At 39.8% G+C, this 18,704-nt stretch carries 21 protein-coding genes and 1 tRNA gene; 1 reads left to right on the forward strand and 21 read right to left on the reverse strand.

The window, feature by feature from the left end:
- Positions 1-21: 21 nt before the first annotated feature.
- The 4 genes from aroD to GHD25_RS08305 all read right to left on the reverse strand — a co-directional run bounded on the left by aroD (position 22) and on the right by GHD25_RS08305 (position 2,495).
- A complete protein-coding gene (aroD, locus tag GHD25_RS08290) occupies positions 22-780 on the reverse strand; it encodes a type I 3-dehydroquinate dehydratase (RefSeq protein ID WP_164215924.1) in 759 nt (252 codons plus the stop codon).
- Between the two features lie 57 nt (positions 781-837).
- Positions 838-1,659, reverse strand: coding sequence for a sugar phosphate isomerase/epimerase family protein (locus tag GHD25_RS08295; protein ID WP_164215925.1), 822 nt, complete (start codon positions 1,657-1,659; stop codon positions 838-840).
- A gap of 389 nt (positions 1,660-2,048) precedes the next feature.
- Positions 2,049-2,216, reverse strand: coding sequence for a hypothetical protein (locus GHD25_RS08300; RefSeq protein WP_164215926.1), 168 nt, complete (start codon positions 2,214-2,216; stop codon positions 2,049-2,051).
- A gap of 203 nt (positions 2,217-2,419) precedes the next feature.
- Positions 2,420-2,495, reverse strand: a tRNA-Arg gene (locus GHD25_RS08305).
- Between the two features lie 341 nt (positions 2,496-2,836).
- Here GHD25_RS08305 and clpP point away from each other — a divergent pair.
- A complete protein-coding gene (gene clpP, locus GHD25_RS08310; RefSeq protein ID WP_164215927.1) occupies positions 2,837-3,430 on the forward strand; it encodes an ATP-dependent Clp endopeptidase proteolytic subunit ClpP in 594 nt (197 codons plus the stop codon).
- 86 nt (positions 3,431-3,516) lie between these two features.
- Here the strand turns inward: clpP and GHD25_RS08315 are convergent, their stop codons facing one another.
- From GHD25_RS08315 to GHD25_RS08395, 17 genes are all read right to left on the reverse strand, one after another.
- Positions 3,517-3,771 (reverse strand): HPr family phosphocarrier protein, encoded by a 255-nt coding sequence (locus GHD25_RS08315; RefSeq protein WP_164215928.1) that lies wholly within the window; start codon positions 3,769-3,771, stop codon positions 3,517-3,519.
- A 295-nt stretch (positions 3,772-4,066) separates the two neighbouring features.
- A complete protein-coding gene (locus tag GHD25_RS08320) occupies positions 4,067-4,510 on the reverse strand; it encodes a GtrA family protein (protein WP_164215929.1) in 444 nt (147 codons plus the stop codon).
- Positions 4,511-4,677: 167 nt separating this feature from the next.
- On the reverse strand, positions 4,678-5,628 hold the full coding sequence (whiA, locus tag GHD25_RS08325) for a DNA-binding protein WhiA (protein ID WP_164215930.1): 951 nt from the start codon (positions 5,626-5,628) through the stop codon (positions 4,678-4,680).
- Positions 5,629-5,663: 35 nt separating this feature from the next.
- The gene (locus GHD25_RS08330) at positions 5,664-6,620 is read right to left on the reverse strand and encodes a gluconeogenesis factor YvcK family protein (RefSeq protein WP_164215931.1); all 957 of its coding nucleotides are present in this window, start codon (positions 6,618-6,620) and stop codon (positions 5,664-5,666) included.
- Positions 6,621-6,622: 2 nt separating this feature from the next.
- Positions 6,623-7,507: an RNase adapter RapZ gene (gene rapZ / locus GHD25_RS08335; RefSeq protein WP_164215932.1), complete on the reverse strand. Its 885-nt coding sequence runs from the start codon at positions 7,505-7,507 to the stop codon at positions 6,623-6,625.
- Positions 7,508-8,121: 614 nt separating this feature from the next.
- On the reverse strand, positions 8,122-9,075 hold the full coding sequence (trxB, locus tag GHD25_RS08340) for a thioredoxin-disulfide reductase (protein WP_164215933.1): 954 nt from the start codon (positions 9,073-9,075) through the stop codon (positions 8,122-8,124).
- A gap of 89 nt (positions 9,076-9,164) precedes the next feature.
- Entirely contained in the window at positions 9,165-10,154 is a 990-nt protein-coding gene (locus GHD25_RS08345; RefSeq protein WP_164215934.1) for a tetratricopeptide repeat protein, read from the reverse strand.
- 227 nt (positions 10,155-10,381) lie between these two features.
- Positions 10,382-12,058 (reverse strand): glycerol-3-phosphate dehydrogenase/oxidase, encoded by a 1,677-nt coding sequence (locus GHD25_RS08350; RefSeq protein WP_164215935.1) that lies wholly within the window; start codon positions 12,056-12,058, stop codon positions 10,382-10,384.
- 181 nt (positions 12,059-12,239) lie between these two features.
- Positions 12,240-12,755 (reverse strand): acyltransferase, encoded by a 516-nt coding sequence (locus GHD25_RS08355; protein WP_164215936.1) that lies wholly within the window; start codon positions 12,753-12,755, stop codon positions 12,240-12,242.
- Between the two features lie 3 nt (positions 12,756-12,758).
- Complete coding sequence (gene ppaX, locus GHD25_RS08360) at positions 12,759-13,394, reverse strand: pyrophosphatase PpaX (RefSeq protein ID WP_164216088.1); 636 nt, start codon at positions 13,392-13,394, stop codon at positions 12,759-12,761.
- The gene (locus GHD25_RS08365; RefSeq protein WP_164215937.1) at positions 13,369-14,328 is read right to left on the reverse strand and encodes a nucleoside recognition domain-containing protein; all 960 of its coding nucleotides are present in this window, start codon (positions 14,326-14,328) and stop codon (positions 13,369-13,371) included. The genes ppaX and GHD25_RS08365 overlap by 26 nt, the downstream gene beginning before the upstream one ends.
- 30 nt (positions 14,329-14,358) lie before the next feature.
- Positions 14,359-15,255, reverse strand: coding sequence for a prolipoprotein diacylglyceryl transferase (gene lgt / locus GHD25_RS08370; RefSeq protein WP_164215938.1), 897 nt, complete (start codon positions 15,253-15,255; stop codon positions 14,359-14,361).
- Between the two features lie 16 nt (positions 15,256-15,271).
- The gene (gene hprK / locus GHD25_RS08375) at positions 15,272-16,201 is read right to left on the reverse strand and encodes an HPr(Ser) kinase/phosphatase (RefSeq protein WP_164215939.1); all 930 of its coding nucleotides are present in this window, start codon (positions 16,199-16,201) and stop codon (positions 15,272-15,274) included.
- Positions 16,202-16,307: 106 nt separating this feature from the next.
- On the reverse strand, positions 16,308-16,664 hold the full coding sequence (locus tag GHD25_RS08380; RefSeq protein ID WP_164215940.1) for a phage holin family protein: 357 nt from the start codon (positions 16,662-16,664) through the stop codon (positions 16,308-16,310).
- Positions 16,664-16,858, reverse strand: coding sequence for a PspC domain-containing protein (locus tag GHD25_RS08385; RefSeq protein ID WP_164215941.1), 195 nt, complete (start codon positions 16,856-16,858; stop codon positions 16,664-16,666). Before GHD25_RS08385 ends, GHD25_RS08380 begins: the two co-directional genes overlap by 1 nt.
- 78 nt (positions 16,859-16,936) lie before the next feature.
- Positions 16,937-17,608, reverse strand: coding sequence for a bacillithiol biosynthesis deacetylase BshB2 (gene bshB2 / locus GHD25_RS08390; RefSeq protein ID WP_164216089.1), 672 nt, complete (start codon positions 17,606-17,608; stop codon positions 16,937-16,939).
- A 40-nt stretch (positions 17,609-17,648) separates the two neighbouring features.
- Positions 17,649-18,002, reverse strand: a complete 354-nt coding sequence (locus GHD25_RS08395) for a YojF family protein (protein WP_164215942.1) — start codon at positions 18,000-18,002, stop codon at positions 17,649-17,651.
- Positions 18,003-18,704: the final 702 nt, after the last annotated feature.

The following is an 18,704-nucleotide window of genomic DNA, read 5'->3' on the forward strand; positions in this document are numbered from 1 at the left end:
TTGATGTCACCGCTTTTTCCATTATTCCCAAGCAGGTACTAATTCTTGTGTCAGTTTGATTGCTTCCTTCAGCTTTTTAACAGGAATTTGCCCAGGTGCTGACAATTCCACTCCGACGCCAAATGTGATTATCGAACCGTATGCCCAGCCAATAATCCTGCTTAAGCCACCGATATGTCCCATCGACATGGTGACAACCGGTACATCTAACATATCATCGATTATTTTTGTCAACTCAAGTAATCGGTGAACATCTTCTTTGGAATTTGGCATAACTGCTAATTTTACAATATCTGCCCCAAATAAATCAGCCTTTTTTGCCCGCTTAACGAATTCTTCATTATCAGGTGTTTCACTAAAATTGTGGTACGATAAAATTAATTGTTTATTATTTCCTTTTGAAACTTCTCTCAGTTTCTTTATATATTTCTCCTCGTTCGACGTTTCAAAATCAACGAAATCTATGTCTGTTTCTTTACATACATCGCTAATTAATTCAACCTTTTCTTCCTTTGTTAATGAAATCTTTTCTCCACCTTCGTGCTCAGCACGTATAGTAAATAATAATGGGATATCAGTCTTTGCTTTCATTTTCTGAACAAGGTCTAACACAAGCTCACCATCTGATATTTCTGTTAAAAAATCCGCACGCCACTCAATCAAATCAGGTTCTTGTAGCAAAATTGTTTCTAATTGTGCTAAAACTTCTTCTTTCGTTTTTCCTGTTAAAGGTGTACAAACGTAAGGGACTTTTTTATTGCCAAAAGTTTCTTTCGTCATTTTAATTCACTCCAATTCTTCCACTCTCGATAGTATATCATGAATTAACTTAATAATTTACTTTACAAGATATTGTTTTGCAAAAAATTCTTTTGCTTTTACTAAGCATTGGCGAGCAAATTCTTCATACCCTAATAAATCAATTTGCTGTTTATTTGGTAACTCAATTGAATATGGTACTTCGGGAACACTATTTACAATGCTTGCAACATCGATGCCACCTTCCCCGACATACGAACGCGCCTCACGAACGATACGAAGCATTTCTTCTTGATCAGATGGAATTTTTCCGGGTGCATCACATAAATGTAGAAAATGGAACCATTCTCTCGGAACTTTTTTTAAGTCTTCCGCTACATCACGAGCTCTGTGAACATGGTGAATATCAAGCATAAGACCGGCATTATCTTTTTTCACTGTATTTAAAACGTCCATAGCCTCGTTTAAATTTTTCACACTTGCTATTGGCACATATTCTAAATCTATTGTTAATTCGTACTGAGCAGCAAGATCACATAGTTTCGCAAACTGTTCTATATAAAAATCGCGATCATCCGTCCAAATACTGCTCAACACGTGACGCCCCCCAAGCTCTGCAGCAACTTCTAATTCTGGCTCATAATCAAGTGGATCCACTCCATTCTCAATTTTTGCCAGTTCTATGTCAAGTAGTTTTATATCTGTATCCCTTAAAGCCTGTTTCGTTTCTCTAAATAAAGATTTACTTTTAGCTAATGAAAAATCTGGTTCCCCGGGCAACCCCATATTAATAGGACGAAGACTCACAAAGTCATACCCTACCCGATCAGCCATATAAACCATTTCCGGTGGCGGCGTATTAGCAACAGTTAAATAAGCTAATGAAAATTGTTGTGTCATCATAATTCCTCCTTCAAAAAATTTTTCACGGAAATTTAGTTAGATCGATCTAAAATTCTCATAAAAATGTATTAGATCGATCCAAGGGTTAGTGTTAGCATTATAATACAATAATCCAATTATTATTTCAATGTATATTCTTAATACCTCGCATTAAAAGTAAAGATACTATTTTCATCCGTGAGTGTATTTGGTAACTTGGGAATATCCTTCCTAGGGCTTTCAATAATAATTTTCTCTGAAGCTAACCTCGAAAATATGGACTTGAACTCGCCTAACCGAATGAATATTGGCAGTCCCTAGCTGCCAATTCGTCTACTCGAATACGTTGTTTTATGTATCTGTAAACTTGAATAAGTTTTCTTTCTGATCACCTTGAAATATTCCGGTCAATTTTTTCGATAGTCTTTAATTGTTCGTTCCCGGTAGTTTTCCGATTCATAAATCTGTATAATATGTTCTAAGGCGTCCTTATAGTGCAAGTTTTTCCTGTTTATTTCGTAGTTAACACCAGCTTCTCGAAGCTTAACGAATCCTTTACGTTTAATTTGGGACACAAAAAAACCTCCCATATTTTATTACGGAAGGTTTAGCGTTTCATATGGCACGGTATAGACTTCATTAGAGTGTTGCTAACTCTCTAATTGAACGTCAGGGACGTTTATATGGTGCGGCGTCTTTCTGGTCAACCGACGCTCTTAATTTCGCCCTAATAGTTCGGTGTCTCTTCCCCGCCATATCAGCATTTAATGCTTATGAACGCGCCCAGAGGGATTCGAACCCCCGACAAACCTGGTACCGGAAACCAGTGCTCTATCCGGCTGAGCTATGGGCGCATAAAGGTATTTATTTGGTGTGCCTTTTTGGGGCACAAAGATTATTATAACGTTTTTAATGAAGATATACAAGTCTTTTTTTCCTGTCTGTTGCCATGTCCGGGAAAAGCACGATAAGTTAACATGATGACATGTTTATATTATCCACTGTTTGGGTATGATGGGAAGTGAATTTGCAGGAAAAATCCGGAGCAGTGCCGGTGATTTATATAGTTGGCACCAATTTAAATCTTTGCTGTATGATATAAAAGTAAAATAACTGATTACTATCGTTTGACCTTTATTGACCTTTTAGTTATCATATAGATAGGAACTGTTATTTAAAAAGGGAGGATTTACTTATGAATTTAATACCAACAGTTATTGAGCAAACAAATCGCGGTGAACGTGCTTATGACATTTATTCACGTTTGTTGAAAGACCGAATTATTATGCTTGGAAGTGCTATTGACGATAACGTAGCAAACTCTATTGTGGCCCAATTACTATTTTTGGAAGCAGAAGATCCTGAAAAAGATATTTCCCTGTACATTAACTCACCGGGCGGTTCCATTACAGCAGGAATGGCCATCTTTGATACAATGCAATTTATTAAATCGGATGTATCCACGATATGCACAGGCATGGCTGCTTCCATGGGCGCATTTTTGCTTGCAGCCGGCGAAAAAGGAAAACGTTATGCACTGCCGAACAGTGAAGTAATGATTCACCAGCCATTAGGCGGTACACAAGGTCAAGCTGCGGACATCGAAATACATGCAAGACGGATTATCCAAATGCGCGAAAAAATTAATGAAATCCTGGCAGATCGCACTGGTCAGCCAATTGAAGTTATTGAGCGGGATACAGACCGCGATAACTTTATGTCAGCTGCAAAGTCGGTGGAATACGGGCTAATTGATAGAATTCTGGAGCGCAACGAAGATAAAAAATAATTCTTGCCATGGCATGTATAAAAATCCCTTTCATTTTAAATGGAAAGGGATTTTTCTTGTTGGTTGCTTCACAGAATGAACACAGGCTATTCATTTGCTACAAACAAACTTAAATGATTCAGTGCAGCTTCCTCATCTGCTCCATCGGCAATCAGTTTGATTTCCTGGCCATTTGTGATAGCCAAACTCATTAAACCCATGATGCTTTTGGCATTTACTTTTTTTCCGTCCTTTTCAAGAAATAAATGTGCAGAATAACGATTGGCTTCCTGCACAAATTGCGCAGCAGGTCTCGCCTGTAATCCTGTTTCAAGTTTTACTTCCACCGTTCGCTCAACCAATATATTTACTCCTCCCCGAATAGCAAACGCTCTCATTTTCATGTATAATACTGAATTACTGCAGTTATGCAGTAGTAAATGTAAACTGCCGGAATGACTTCCAGTCAATATATTAATATATTATTCATATATATAGCTATTATATCATGAAAAAAATAAAAGTTACAGAACATTTAATCGTATACTTAAAAGGTATGTAGTACTATTTATATGAAATAACTGGAAAATGCCGGATTACGTATACTATTTGTTTATTTAATTGGAACTTATTTAAAGCTATTCAATTATAATGGAATTATTTTTTCATACTGTGTTTTACAGTATCTTTAAACACAAAATACTTGATCATAAAAAAACTTGCAGTGAATGAAAGTCCCATTGCAATGCCCTTTATGATATTGACACTAAGCCAGCCGGTAACATCAGAGAATCGAAATAATTCACTGAAAACCCGAAACACAAAGTTATTTACACCAAGGCTTATATCACCCGGTATGATGAATGAAGCTCCAAAAGTAATGCCGGCATTCCAAAAATAACTGTTGGATACCGCCAGTGAGTAGGCTATTGTGTTAAATACAAACAGCCACCCGCTTTCCTCTGTCTGGAAGATATACAGAAGAAGGTTCAGCGTACCCATATCAACTATAGCATTTGAAATGCCGATTGCACTAAATTGCAGAAAATGAAAAGGATCTCTCCACTGCTTCCGGTTTTCATGATGCCTCCCTGTTGGCATTTCACCTGTCAGACTAACAATGCATTTCTCAGTTTTATTAAGTACAACACACTAATTTGTATCTTCTGCAGGAAATTGTACAGATTTTCTTTATCTATTCTCCACGTTCTCCATTTAATATAACATTCGAAACATGTTGAACCGTTTGCAAGGAGAAGAAAGCTATGTTACATTTTTCCCACGGTTTCTCCTCGTCTTAAACGTTCGGCAATATCATCTATTTTTTTCAGACGGTGATTTACCCCTGATTTGGATATTTTTCCGTTTGTCACCAATTCACCAAGTTCTTTTAAAGATACATCCTGATACTGTACACGCAGAACCGCTATTTCACGTAACTTCTCCGGGAGCTGGTCCAGTCCTATCGTGTCATCAATCAATTGTATATTTTGTATCTGTCTAAAAGCAGCACCAATTGTTTTATTTAAATTAGCTGTTTCACAATTCACAATCCGGTTTACGGAATTTCGCATGTCCCGGACAATGCGCACATCCTCAAATTTAAACACGGCATTATGGGCACCAATTATACTTAAAAATGCGGTAATTTTTTCTGCTTCCTTCATATACACAATATACCCTTTTTTTCTTTCCAGCTTTCTCGCACGAAGGTCGAAGTCATTCAATAAATCACATAAAGCATCATTATGCTCCTCATAGGAATTATAGATTTCCAGGTGGTAAGAGGATGTTTCCGGATTATTAATCGAACCTCCTGCAAGAAAAGCACCACGCAGATAGGCTCTTTTACAACAATCCTTTCGTAAATATTTTTCGGAAATATCCCGTTTCAATGTAAAAGGTTTTTTCAATATGTCCAAACCTGATAAAAATGTATCCACGTCCTTTTTCATGCGCACGATATAAACATTATTCTTTTTCAGCTTCATTTTCTTCCGTACTAATAATTCCATAGGCAGTCCATAAAGACTTTTAATCAATGTATAAATCCTTCTGGCAATGGCAGCATTTTCCGTTTGCACATCCAGTACATATTTATTCCTGGATACGGAAATAACTCCATTCATCCGAATTAAAGCTGCGAGCTCGGCCTGTTTACAGCATGCATCAGCCTCGATGGAGGTAAGTTCTTTTTTGATAACAGATGCAAATGACATACTTATCCCTCCTTTCAAATATAGATCATCAGCTATTAATTAATAATGGAAAATAATAATTGGGAGATTTTTTTTGTATCATGCCTCATTACCGACTGCGTATGGTCAATGATGTCCCCTTCAATGATTTGTATTCCCATATTTAATAACCGGTCGGTATCATAGTCGACCGGCTCTGCATTTTCTTCCGCGTAGACATCCTGTATTGCTTTTTTAATCGGTTCATTGTGGACGACAATTGCATCAATCGTATTCTCGCCAATATGGTCTGTAATCGCCTTAACATGATCGGATGCAGTATAACCAGTTGTCTCGCCGGCCTGAGTCATTACATTGCAGACATAAACAACTTTTCCTTTTGTGTTTTTGATTGCTTCATCAATTTGCGGCATGATGATTGCCGGCAAAATGCTCGTGTAAAGACTTCCCGGTGCGATAACAACCAGATCGGCTTTTTCAATAGCTCTCACTGCATTTGGCAACGGCCTTACAGGCTGCGGGCTTAAAAAAACCCGTTCTATTTGTTTATTGGTATTTGGAATATTTGATTCACCGGATATTATTGTTCCATCTGTCATTTTAGCATGCAGTGCCATATTATCGTTGGAGATAGGGTATATCTTTCCTTTTACATTCAATACTCGGGAAATTTCTTTAATACCTGTATTAAAATTTCCTGTAATGGAAGTCATTGCTGCGAGAAGCAAATTGCCCATGGAATGACCGGACAGGCCATTCCCGACATCAAAGCGGTGCTGGAATAGCTCAACAAGCATTGGCTCTGCATCGGAAAGGGCAGCAATAACGTTGCGAATATCCCCAGGAGCAGGGATAGCCATTTCATTCCGTAATCTTCCGGTACTCCCGCCATCATCTGCCACCGTAACGAGTGATGTCAGATGAATGGGAAGATTTTTTAAGCCCCTCAGAAGAACAGGCATACCTGTTCCGCCGCCTATCACCACGACACGTGGCTTACTTTTATGTTCCATACTTAATGTCCCTTTCTTTTATCGATATCCCTATGATTCACGTGTGTTATATATTGATCTGAAAGTTCTTTAGCATAGTATTCTGCCAGCGCGACGGAACGATGCTGGCCGCCTGTACAGCCAATCGCAATTACCAGTTGTGATTTTCCTTCTCTTTTATATTGCGGCAGCATAAATTGCAGCAGATCGAGTAATTTTTTGTTAAACATCTTCGTTTCTGCCCATTTAAAAACATAGGAACTCACTTCTTTATTCAAACCTGTTAACGGCTGCATTTGAGCTACATAGTGCGGATTAGGCAGAAAACGTACATCAAATACCAGGTCTGCATCTATTGGCAATCCATGCTTAAAACCAAAAGAAACAAAATGGACAGAGAATATTTCCTGCTTCTCTTCCCTGTATTTGCTGACAATTTTTTCCCTGAGTTCCCGCGGCTTCAGATTTGTCGTGTCTATAATCCGCTGCGCTCTGCCTCTAAGTTCATCAAGAATTTCTCTTTCCTGCCGTATTCCTTTCAGCGGCAGATCGTCGGCAGCCAAAGGGTGGGATCGTCTGGTTTCCTTATATCGGCTTACAAGCTTTTCGTCCTTCGCATCAAGAAACAGAATATGTTCATCAATCCATTCTTCTTTGGCAAGTACATCTAAAGCGTCAAATAAGGAATCAAAAAATTCCCGCCCCCGTAAATCCATGACGAGTGCCACTTTTTGTATATTGTTTGTGGAGTCCTTCATGAGCTCCAAAAATTTCGGGAGTAATGTCGGCGGCAGGTTATCAACACAATAATATCCCAAATCCTCGAAGCTCTGCACTGCTACTGTTTTTCCGGCGCCGGACATTCCTGTTATAATGACCAGCTTTGTTTCCTGCTCGTTGTTTTTCACGCTGTTCCCCCCTTTGACTGAAGTTGATCTATTTAATATAATGAATTACTTTTTATACTATAAATTTTTAATCGGTACTATGCAGAAACATTATTTTTATAGATCCCTGTTACAACCATTATACTATTATTGGATTTAAGGCAACAAGTATATGTTCTTTTTCCAACTTTGAATGAACCTGGATAAATAAATATTGACCACTGAAAACTTAACCATTTACTTAAAGATTACTCCGTAAACTGTTATAGTTTTTTCTTGCAAAAAAATACACAGGTGACAAGCACCTGTGCCAATTAACTAATCTATCTATTAAAAGGGGGTCAATTAGTTATTCTTATTGTAACCCATAATTGTTTCGAACGTATTACAACAGCATTAAAAACCATTTACTTCTTATTAATTTAATTTAAAATACTGCATGAAAATTATTTTTTGGTCTTGGATCATCAAACTGAATACTCATTTGGGTGCCTTAAGCATGATGATATACCGGTATACATCTTTTTGTATTTTTACCGTAATGACGTACCTGAGAACTTCTCCCGGGTACATCATTCATTATTTTACGGGCATGACATAACTGGTAACCTACATGCATAGAACAGACGCGGCAATTAAATATCTGCCGTTTTTAATTCTTCCTGCAGATTCTCCACATATTTAATCGCAGCTTCAGCGGCAATACTCCCATCTCCGGTTGCTGTTACAATTTGTCTTAAGGATTTTTCACGAATATCCCCGGCTGCAAATATTCCTTTAATACTCGTTTCCATTTCTTCATTTGTCGGAATATACCCTTCCTCGTTCGTGATCCCCAGTGACAGAAATGGCTCATTTAATGGCACCATGCCAATATATACAAAAACACCGTCAATTTCATGGTCGTATTCTTCACCGGTTTTATTATTATGAAGGGTTACACTGCCTACCTTGCCGTCCTTTTCATTAATTTCTTTCACCACAGTATCCCAGATAAAGTCTATTTTACTGTTATCAAACGCGCGATCCTGAAGGATTTTCTGGGCACGCAGTTCATCTCTGCGGTGAACTACAGTTACTTTATCGGCGAAACGGGTAAGGTAAATGCCTTCCTCTACGGCAGAGTCCCCGCCGCCTACTACTATCAAGTGCCTTTCTTTAAAAAAGGCGCCGTCACATACTGCACAGTAAGATACACCACGGCCGCCCAGTTCCTCTTCTCCCGGAATACCCAGCTTTTTGTACTGGGCACCGGTGGTAATGATCAATGCTCGCGTCTTATATTCTTTCTGACCTGCAATAACTGTTTTATAGTTCCCATTGTCAATAACTTCTTTAATATCTCCATAAGCATATTCAGCACCAAATTTTTTCGCATGTTCAAACATCTTATTCGATAAATCGGGTCCCAGAATATGGTCATACCCCGGATAGTTCTCTACATCCTCTGTATTTGCAACTTGGCCGCCCGGGATTCCGCGTTCAATCATCAGTGTATCCAGATTGGCACGGGAAGCATAAACTGCTGCAGTCATGCCAGCCGGGCCCGCTCCTGCAATAATCACGTCATACATACGCTCTTCGGACATATAAATCGCCCCTTTTTCTCATAATTAACCTTTTATTATTTCGCCATATTCAGCTTATCTAAACACAGTATTTTCGTCTATCTTTATGCTCACCACGGTATTTCTTCGTTCCCCAGCTGCGGATACTTTTTACAGCCTTCCTTCCAAATCTGATGAGCCTTTGATGGATAGCCTGTCTGGAATGCAGCTTTACTGTACCAGCGGTAGTAGGACAGGTGCCCATTCAATTTTCTTTTTTTTAATTTCCTGAACCGGTTAAATGCTTCCTCATACAAACCGACTTTAGCAAAAACAGCAGCTACCTTTAATTTTTGCTGTTCATGGAAAGGATATACATTGTGTAACTGCCCTATATGAGATTCACACGCTTCTTTTTCGTTCAACTCATCATAAAACAATGCTAAATTGATATGACAGTTTATATCATTTGGATGTTTTTTAAGAAAATCTGTTTCCAGCTGTAAAGCCTCTTCCCTGGAACCGGTAAAAAACAGTGCCTGCGTGTAGTCATGAATAGCACTAATATATTCTGGAAATAACACTTGCATATCTTCCAGCAGGGGAAGTGCTTTATGCCACTCCAAATTTTCCATGTGATAAAAACAAGTTTCCTGATATATCAGCAGCTCATCCTCATCTTCAAGCTCCAGCCCTTCATCCTCATCCTCTTCGAAATCAATTAGCTCCAGCAGACTGCTTGCATCTTCTGCAAAGTCTCCCTCCGGTTCTTTTTCCAAATACGTTAAAACATATTTTTTTGCATCATGCAGAAGCCCTAAATGGGCATAATTGTTTGCGAGTAAATAATAGCAATCAACATAATCAGACGACTCCAGAACCTGCCTTAAAAGCTGGTTTGCCTTATGATAGGAGCCGACCTCCGTGTATATAATGGACATTTGGCATTGATATAAAGGATCATTCGGGTTTTGGTCCGTTGCTTTCTTCAGCCATTTCAACGCAATATCAAATTTACGCTTTTTAAAAGCCTCTACCCCTTTTGTAAAATAAAAATCACCTTCAGGGATAAATGGAATTACCTTTTCTCGTATTATATGTTTATCCTTCAATTGCTGCATGCAAATCCCCCGATTCTCTAGACATACGAACAAAGTATATCATATTTGCCGGTGGAATAATATACATTTTAAACTTGTTGGAAAAACTTGCTTTTGCTCGCCTTCAGTGAGTGCGTCAGCTTTTTTATACTTAAGATTTAAATAACTTCCGCAAAACGACTTCCCAGCTGAAATGTTATACTCTGTTAATGTGTAAACCAGGCTGCAATTAAGCTGTTATTAAATTGTCAGGATGAAGTTTCTGCCGGTTGGATGGCATGGTAAATTAATTGTTCCAGTTCTGCTGAATATGCATTTTTTTCATCTTTTGTCCAATTCAGGGCTTTAGCCATATATTGAATGACACTTTCTTTGTGTGCTTTCAGCCATTCCATCTCGAAAAATAAGGCTCCGGTTCGCCGGACAAAAAAATCAGCCGGTTTATATATTGCTTCTTCATGCAATGCATATAGCAGCTCAGCAAAAACCAGGGGATCCATATGCTCCTGTTTTGCCTCTGATTGATTTTCCCGGAACAACCGCAAAACCGTATCCGTATTTGCACCATACCTCTGCACCATTTTGTCTGCATCTTTTTCACTGATTCCAAGCACTGCCGCTTCTTTTATTTTTTGCTTTTTAAAGGCTTTTAAACGCTCGGATCCTCCTATTTCTCCTCCGGCAAGGGGCATATACTTTGTTTCTGATGCTGAAAAGAGTATTCCCTCTTCTTCCTTCAATTGCTTAACCAGTGTATCTACCACGCTTTCAGCCATTTTACGGTAACCGGTTAATTTTCCTCCGGCTATTGATATCAGACCGGAATCGGAAGTAAATATTTCATCTTTCCGCGATATTTCACTTGGATTAGCTGCATCTTCTTCAGCAATCAGTGGTCTCAAACCCGCCCAGCTGGAAACTACATCATCAGCCGTCAGGTTTAATGAAGGGAACATAAAATCAATGGACCGCAATAAATAATCCCGGTCAGACACTGTCATTAACGGCTGTTCTTTGTTACCGGCATAGTCTGTATCCGTTGTCCCCACATAGGTTATATCTCCTCTCGGGATGGCAAAAATCATTCTCCCGTCAGGTGTGTCAAAATACACTGCCTGATCCAGCGGAAATTTATCATTGGTAAACACCAGATGAACTCCTTTTGTTAAATGGAGAGACTTTCCTTTTTTTGATTTATCGATTTCCCGAAGTTCATCTACCCATGGCCCGCCGGCATTGACAATTTTTTTAGCATAAATGGAATAGGTTTCCTTCGTGATTTGATCTTCCATTACCGCCCCTATTAGTTTATGCGTGGATGGTTCATAAAGAAAATCAATCACTTTTGCATAGTTAACAGATTTAGTACCATGCTGAACAGCTTTTTTCAGTATTTCAATCGTCAGGCGTGCATCATCTGTTTTATATTCCACATATAAACCGCCTCCGATTAAGTCCTTTTCTTTTACTAATGGCTCTCTGTTTAAAACTTCCTTCGGCTTGAGCATCATTCTTCTTTCCGCTTTTTTAACACCAGCCAGAAAATCATACATTAAAAGTCCAATATTCGTGGTAAAACTGCCAAACGTACCGCCTTTATAAAAAGGAAGCAGCATTTTTTCGGGTGTAGTTACATGGGGACCATTTTCATAAACAATTGCCCGTTCCCTGCCTACTTCCGCCACCATTTTTATTTCAAACTGCTTTAAATAACGAAGTCCGCCATGGACAAGTTTTGTTGACCGGCTGGAGGTGCCCGCAGCAAAATCCTGCATTTCCACAAGCCCCGTATTCAAACCCCGGGAAGATGCATCAAGCGCAATGCCGGCTCCAGTAACACCGCCTCCAATGACAAGCACATCTAATTGTTTTTCTGTCAGGGCATTAAATAAAGCTTCACGGTTGAAGTTTGAAAAACCATTCATTAATCATTCCTCCTATATTACACCTTTCATTTATTATTACCCGGATTATAGTAAGTATAAAAATAACTGCAAAACAATCGGGTGATTAATCCGAAAATTTTGCAGTTCACTATTAAACCAAGCTGCATTAAAGCAGAATTAAAATGCATCGGCAAACTATAACAGCTTTGCCTGGTTTTTATCAGCTTTCTTTCTCTCTACGCAGTTCCAATTCTTCCTTCGTATATATGATTTGCATCGGGTTGCCGCCAGCAAATGCTCCGGGAGGTACGTCTTTATTTACAAGGGTTCCTGCAGAAATAATAGCATCATCGCCTATAGTTACACCGGGCAAAATGGTTGCATTAGCCCCTATCATCACTTCCTTGCCTATAATTACATCACCAAGCCGGTATTCTTTAATCAGATATTCATGTGCAAGAATGGTTGTATTGTATCCGATTATACTGTTTTCGCCTACCGTAATTTTTTCCGGAAACATAAGATCCGGCATGACCATGAGGGCAAAAGCTGTTTTATCCCCAACCTTCATCTTTAAAAAAGTGCGATACATCCAATTTTTCATGCCGAGAAAGGGGGTAAACCTTGCCGTTTGAATGACGATAAAATTTTTTACCACCTTCCAAAAAGGAACCGTTCTATATATCTGCCAAAGGGAATTGGCTTCTTTAATTGGAAACCGATTGGTTTTACGCATTGCTTACACTCCTGTTATTTTTAGGATATCCCGGATATCATCAAGCATATAGGTTGGTTCATATTCCAGTAATCGTTCTTTCCCTTTATGTGCCCAGGCAACTCCCGCTGTCTGTGTCCCTGCATTTTTCCCTGCCAGAATATCATGGTAGTTATCGCCTACCATTAACGCAGTGTCAGCACTGGCATTCAGTTCAGCCAATGCTTTTATCACAGGTTCGGGATGGGGTTTCGGGTGTTTTACATCATCTATGGTAATAATGGTGTCAAACAGGTGATTCAGTCCTGTTAAAGCAAGCCCCATATTTACCCCTTTTCTCATTTTCGTTGTAACTACGCCGAGCTGACAGCCATTGTATTTCAGTTCTTCGACAGTTTCTTTAATGTATGGAAAAGCTTTTACATAATCATCATGCACCCGTAAATTATGCTGCCGGTATGTTTCAATCATTCCATCCGCCTGGTCCGGATCAATAGCGCGGAACGTATCAACCAAAGGCGGGCCATTAAATTCCATTATTTCTTCACGGGTAAATGTCAGTTCATAGTGCTGAAAAGTATGCTCAAAAGAAGCCATAATTAAATCATTTGTGTCAATTAACGTTCCATCCAGGTCAAAAAGTATGGTATGAATGCTCATTTGCTGTTTCCCTTCTTTTTCTAATCTCATATTGCCTCCAGAAATAAGCGATGATCATTGTTAGAATAACCGCAGTTATGAGACGGATTAAGAGCAGTGGCCAGACCGGAATTCCGAGCGGGATAAATATCAGTGTATCCTCAATAACGGCATGACAGGAGACAAGAAAAATCAATGCCAGGCACATATCTTTTCTGGAAACCCCGTCTTCCTTCACTGCCTGAATCATCAGACTTGCTCCATAAGCTAATCCGATCGTCAGCCCGGCAACCAATGTCATAGAAGTGTTCTTTTCCATTCCCAGCATCCTGGTTACCGGAGCAAATTTATCCGAAAATACGTTCAGCCAGCCATAATCACGCAAATATTGCATGATGATCATTAATGGAATGACAATGATGGCAAGCTGCAAAACTGCTGTAAATGCTGTCTGAAACCCCTGAAGAATTATTTCACTCCAGCCAGAGGGAATAATTCCAGAAGGTTCTATCATCCCATACTGCGCCTGTTCACTGCCGCCACTCCACGCAAGATTAATGACTATACCTGCCAGTATTGACAGCCCGATGCGGATGCCGACAATCAGCCACCATTTGACTCCCACTTTGGATGCTACCGCTGATTCGATAAACAGATTATGAGAAAACGATAGCATCATAGCCATAATAAACACTTCTTTCACGGTGAATTCAAATGAAACTATAGCACCGATGCCAGCGTATAAACTTAGGAAATTCCCCAAAACAAGCGGCACGGCAGCTTCCCCTGATAAACCGAAAATGCCCATAATTGGTGTGAGAATTTCAATCAACCATGGGAGAACCGGCGTAAATTGCAGTATAGTAACCAGCAATGTTACCGGAAATATTACCTTCCCAAGCATCCAGACGGTACTTCCACCTTGCTGCAGACCACGATACAACGTTCCAGTCATGCTGCTTTCTCCTCATCTTTCTGTATCATTTTATTTCTTCTTTTTCTTTTTCGTTTTCTTTTTATTTGACTGATTTTTCTTATTTGATTTCTTTGTAGCGACAGGCTTTACATCATGATATCTTGCCGTTATCCCCTTATTAAATCTCCTGTAAAGGAGTAAAATAATGGCACCGACAATAAGCAGTATAGAAATTAATTGTGCGGTACGAAGCTCTCCGACTACATATAAGCTGTCCGTACGCATCCCTTCGATAAAGAAACGGCCGATGGAATAGGTGATGACATAACTTAAAAATATTTCCCCTCGTAATGGGTTATATCTGATTAATACAAGTAAAAATACGAATACAAGTAAGTTCCATACAGATTCATATAAAAAGGTCGGGTGATACATGACCCCATCAATACACATCTGGTTCATGATAAAATCAGGAAGATACTGATGGAAACTGTTATAGGTGGATTCTGAGATTGGACCGCCATGTGCTTCCTGGTTCATAAAGTTTCCCCATCTGCCGATTGCCTGGCCGAGTATAATACTCGGCGCCACTACATCAGCCAGCTGCCAGAAGGAGACTTTTTTCACACGTGCATAAACGATAGCGGTTAACACTGCGCCAATTAATGCACCATGGATCGCAATTCCACCTTCCCTTATCGCAAATATATCTGTCCATGGACCGTTAACATAGCGTTCCCATTCAAATATCACGTAATATAGCCTGGCAGAAATAATTGCTATTGGAATTGCAAAAACAAGCAAATCAATAATTAAATCCTTTTGCAAGCCAATACGATTGGCTTCTCTGGTAGCTAAAAGCAAACCAAGGAATACGCCTGCTACAATAATTACGCCATACCAGTAAATAGGAATTGGTCCGATTTCTATAAAAACCCTGTCCAGTGCTGGTGCTTCACAACTCATGCTAACATTCCCTTCTTTAGACTTCCCGTTCCTGTTCAATCATGGTTGTCAGCCGATCTGAAAACTCCTCCGCTGCATTAAACCCCATTTTTTTCAGACGGAAATTCATGGCTGCTACTTCAATGATCACAGCCAAGTTTCTTCCCGGGCGAACAGGAATCGTTATTTTAGGCAATTCCACATCCATGATTTTTAATCTTTCTTCATCAAGACCGAGGCGATCATACTGTTTTTTTTCATCCCAGATTTCCAGGTTGACAATATAGGATATTTTTTTCTGACTTCTGACCGCTCCGGCTCCAAAAAGGGTCATAATATTAATGATGCCTACTCCCCGGATTTCCAGCAAATGTTCTATTAACGGTGGAGCACTCCCGATTAAAGTATCATAATCCTCCTGCCTGATTTCTACATTATCATCTGCCACAAGCCTGTGTCCGCGCTTCACAAGTTCCAATGCTGTTTCACTTTTACCTACACCGCTTTGTCCGGTTATTAGAACACCAACGCCATTTATGTCCACCAAAACACCATGGATAGCAGTAGTAGGAGCAAATTTTGCCTCCAGATAATTAGTCAATCTGCTGATCACTCTGGTTGTTTTTCTTGGGGAATGCAAAATAGGCACCCCTGATTCATTTGCTGCTTCAATAATTACTTCAGGTATTTCCATTCCTCGGGAAATAACTATTCCCGGGGTCACATCCGTACATAAGCGCCTTACTCTATCTCTCTGCTCTTCTTCAGTAAGATCAAGAAAAAAATTCATTTCCGTTTGACCGATTAACTGCAGTCTTTCCTTTGGATAATATTTAAAATACCCGGTTAATTCCATCCCGGGACGGGAAAGATCACTTGAAAATATTTCTCTATGTATGCCATCCTTCCCTGCAACAAGGGTCAGGTTAAAATTTTCCAATAAATCTTGTGTACGCACTGTTGACATATAGCTGTCCTCCTTCTTCCCCCAAACAACTGATTATTATTGTAGCATAATCAATAAAAAAAACGTAGGCAGTCTACCTACGAATTTATATACTGGATGCTTCATTTTATCTTATGGAGTCCCTGACAAGATTATTTAACAGTAAATTAATAATAGATATAATCACGGATGCGATGATTGCGGTGCCAAATCCGTCTATATCAAAGCCGGAACCCATAATTGCCTGTGTAATCATAAGGGCAATTGCATTAATAATAAACAGAAATAACCCGAGCGTGACCACGGTGATCGGCAATGTCAGTACAACGAGGATTGGCTTGATAATCACATTGACAATAGCGAGGATAAAGCTTGCCAAAATGGCTGCTCCAAAACCATCGAGATAGAAACTCTCAAACAATTCGGCAACTACAATCAGGGCAACGGCATTTAATACAATGGAAATGAGCCAGCGTACAAACATTAATAAACATCCCTTTCATCGGGAATAATGAAAGCAGCAGACAAATAAATCAGTAAAAGGGTAAAAAAACTCAAGAATAGCAGAACAATAAAGATGAGCCGAAAAATGGTCACATCCACATTAAAATATTCTGCCAGTCCGCCTAACACACCGGCTACCATGCGCTGCGTGCTGGAACGATATAACTTTTTCATAAGCGTACCTCCCTCGCTTTTGTCCGAGTTCTCTGGAAAACCTGCTGCCCGTTAATACAGGGTTTTCCTTTACTTATTTTATTGACCAAAATTCCAGACATAAAACTCTTCTTTTACAAAACGTTCTTTTAATGCCTCTTTCAGGTCTCCCTGAACATTTTTCGTTTCCTTAAATTGGCTGAACATGCCGTCCACTTGTGACTTATGTGAAAAAATCGCTTCCAGTTTTTTATCGAAAAATGCGTGTATATCATTGGATATGTCCGTATTTCCAAGCTCTTCTTTATATTTATTGGAAATTGCCTGTGCCCAAACGGTGGGACGTTTCTCCTGATCCATCATGCTGACAGCTTCAATTGCCGCTGCCCCCAGTGCATTGTGATCGGGATGCACAGCATATTCCGGATAGTGTGTGATCACCAGTGTCGGCTCTATTTCCTCCAGAATTGCTTTTATATGTTCCGCAACCATCCTGCGATCTTCGAATTCAATTGTTTTGTCGCGATATCCAAGAAGCCGAAGCTCCATATCAAGTGCCCGGCAAGCATCCTTTAATTCTTTTTTCCGTATTTCGGGTAATGTTTCCCGGTTAGCAAAGGTGGTAGAACCCATATTCCGTCCCATTTCCCCAAGTGTGCCGCATAAATAAGTAACAGGCACCCCTTCACTTCTGAATTTCGCAATAGTTCCTGCCGCTCCAAAGGATTCATCATCCGGATGCGGATAAATTACTACAACATGCTTCTCCATTTCTATCACCTTATTCTCTTTATTATAAGCAAAATGAAAATCAGTAACTGAAAGGTGTTTCACTGATTTGCAACGATACCATCAAGCGGCCCTCTCTGTCGTGTCCCGCAAGCAAAAGCTGCGTTTTCTTATGAATAACCCAGTCTGACAGTCCTTCCACATATATCCACCCTTTGCCCATTTTAAGCCCTACCCGGTAAGTCCCATCGTTGCCAACAATTTTAGCCTGGTTAAATTCCACCTGTACATTTCGTACGTACGCACCAACATTATAAGCTTCTTTGTTAAAATGACTGGCATACGCACCATTCGTGGTTTCTACATGAATATATACCGGTTTATCCTTAAAGGCATCCAGTTCTTGCTGTACTTTTTCCAATTCAATTGGTTCCATTTACGATCCCTCCACTCCTGTCATTTTTAGCTTATCGAAAGGGAAGGTTTGCGTCAAAAGTTTAGTTTGATTTTATATAACTTATATATGCTTCCTGGGATATAATTAATTCCCGAAAACTTGGGATGACTCATTATACATGTAATGGACTGGTAATGGACTGGCCAAGGACGGGACGAGAAGCAGGAATGTAGAGAGGCTTTCTTATACGTACACTCATTCGAATATTCTTTTTTGGGGTACATTCGGAAGGTATGAGGCAATGAACGGGGAGATTTGGGGTTCATTCGTCGACTCATCAGCGGTATGAAGCAATGAACGGGGAGTTTTGGGGTTCGTTCGTCGACTGATCAGCGGTATGAGGTGATGAACAAGGAGAGTTTGGGGTCATTCGTTGACTGATCAGCAGTATGAGGTGATGAACGAGGAGATTTGGGGTTCGTTCGTCGACTGATCAGCGGTATGAGGTGATGAACGAGGGGATTTTTGGTTCGTTCGTCGACTGATCAGCGGTATGAGGTGATGAACAAGGAGAGTTTGGGGTCATTCGTTGACTGATCAGCAGTATGAGGTGATGAACGAGGAGATTTGGGTTCGTTCGTCGACTGATCCTCGGTATGAAGCAATGAACGAGGTAATTTTTGGTTCGTTCGTCGACTGATCAGCGGTATGAGGTGATGAACGAGGAGAGTTTTGGGTCAT

Source organism: Virgibacillus aidingensis, from assembly GCF_010994035.1.
Lineage (GTDB): Bacteria > Bacillota > Bacilli > Bacillales > Amphibacillaceae > Virgibacillus_N.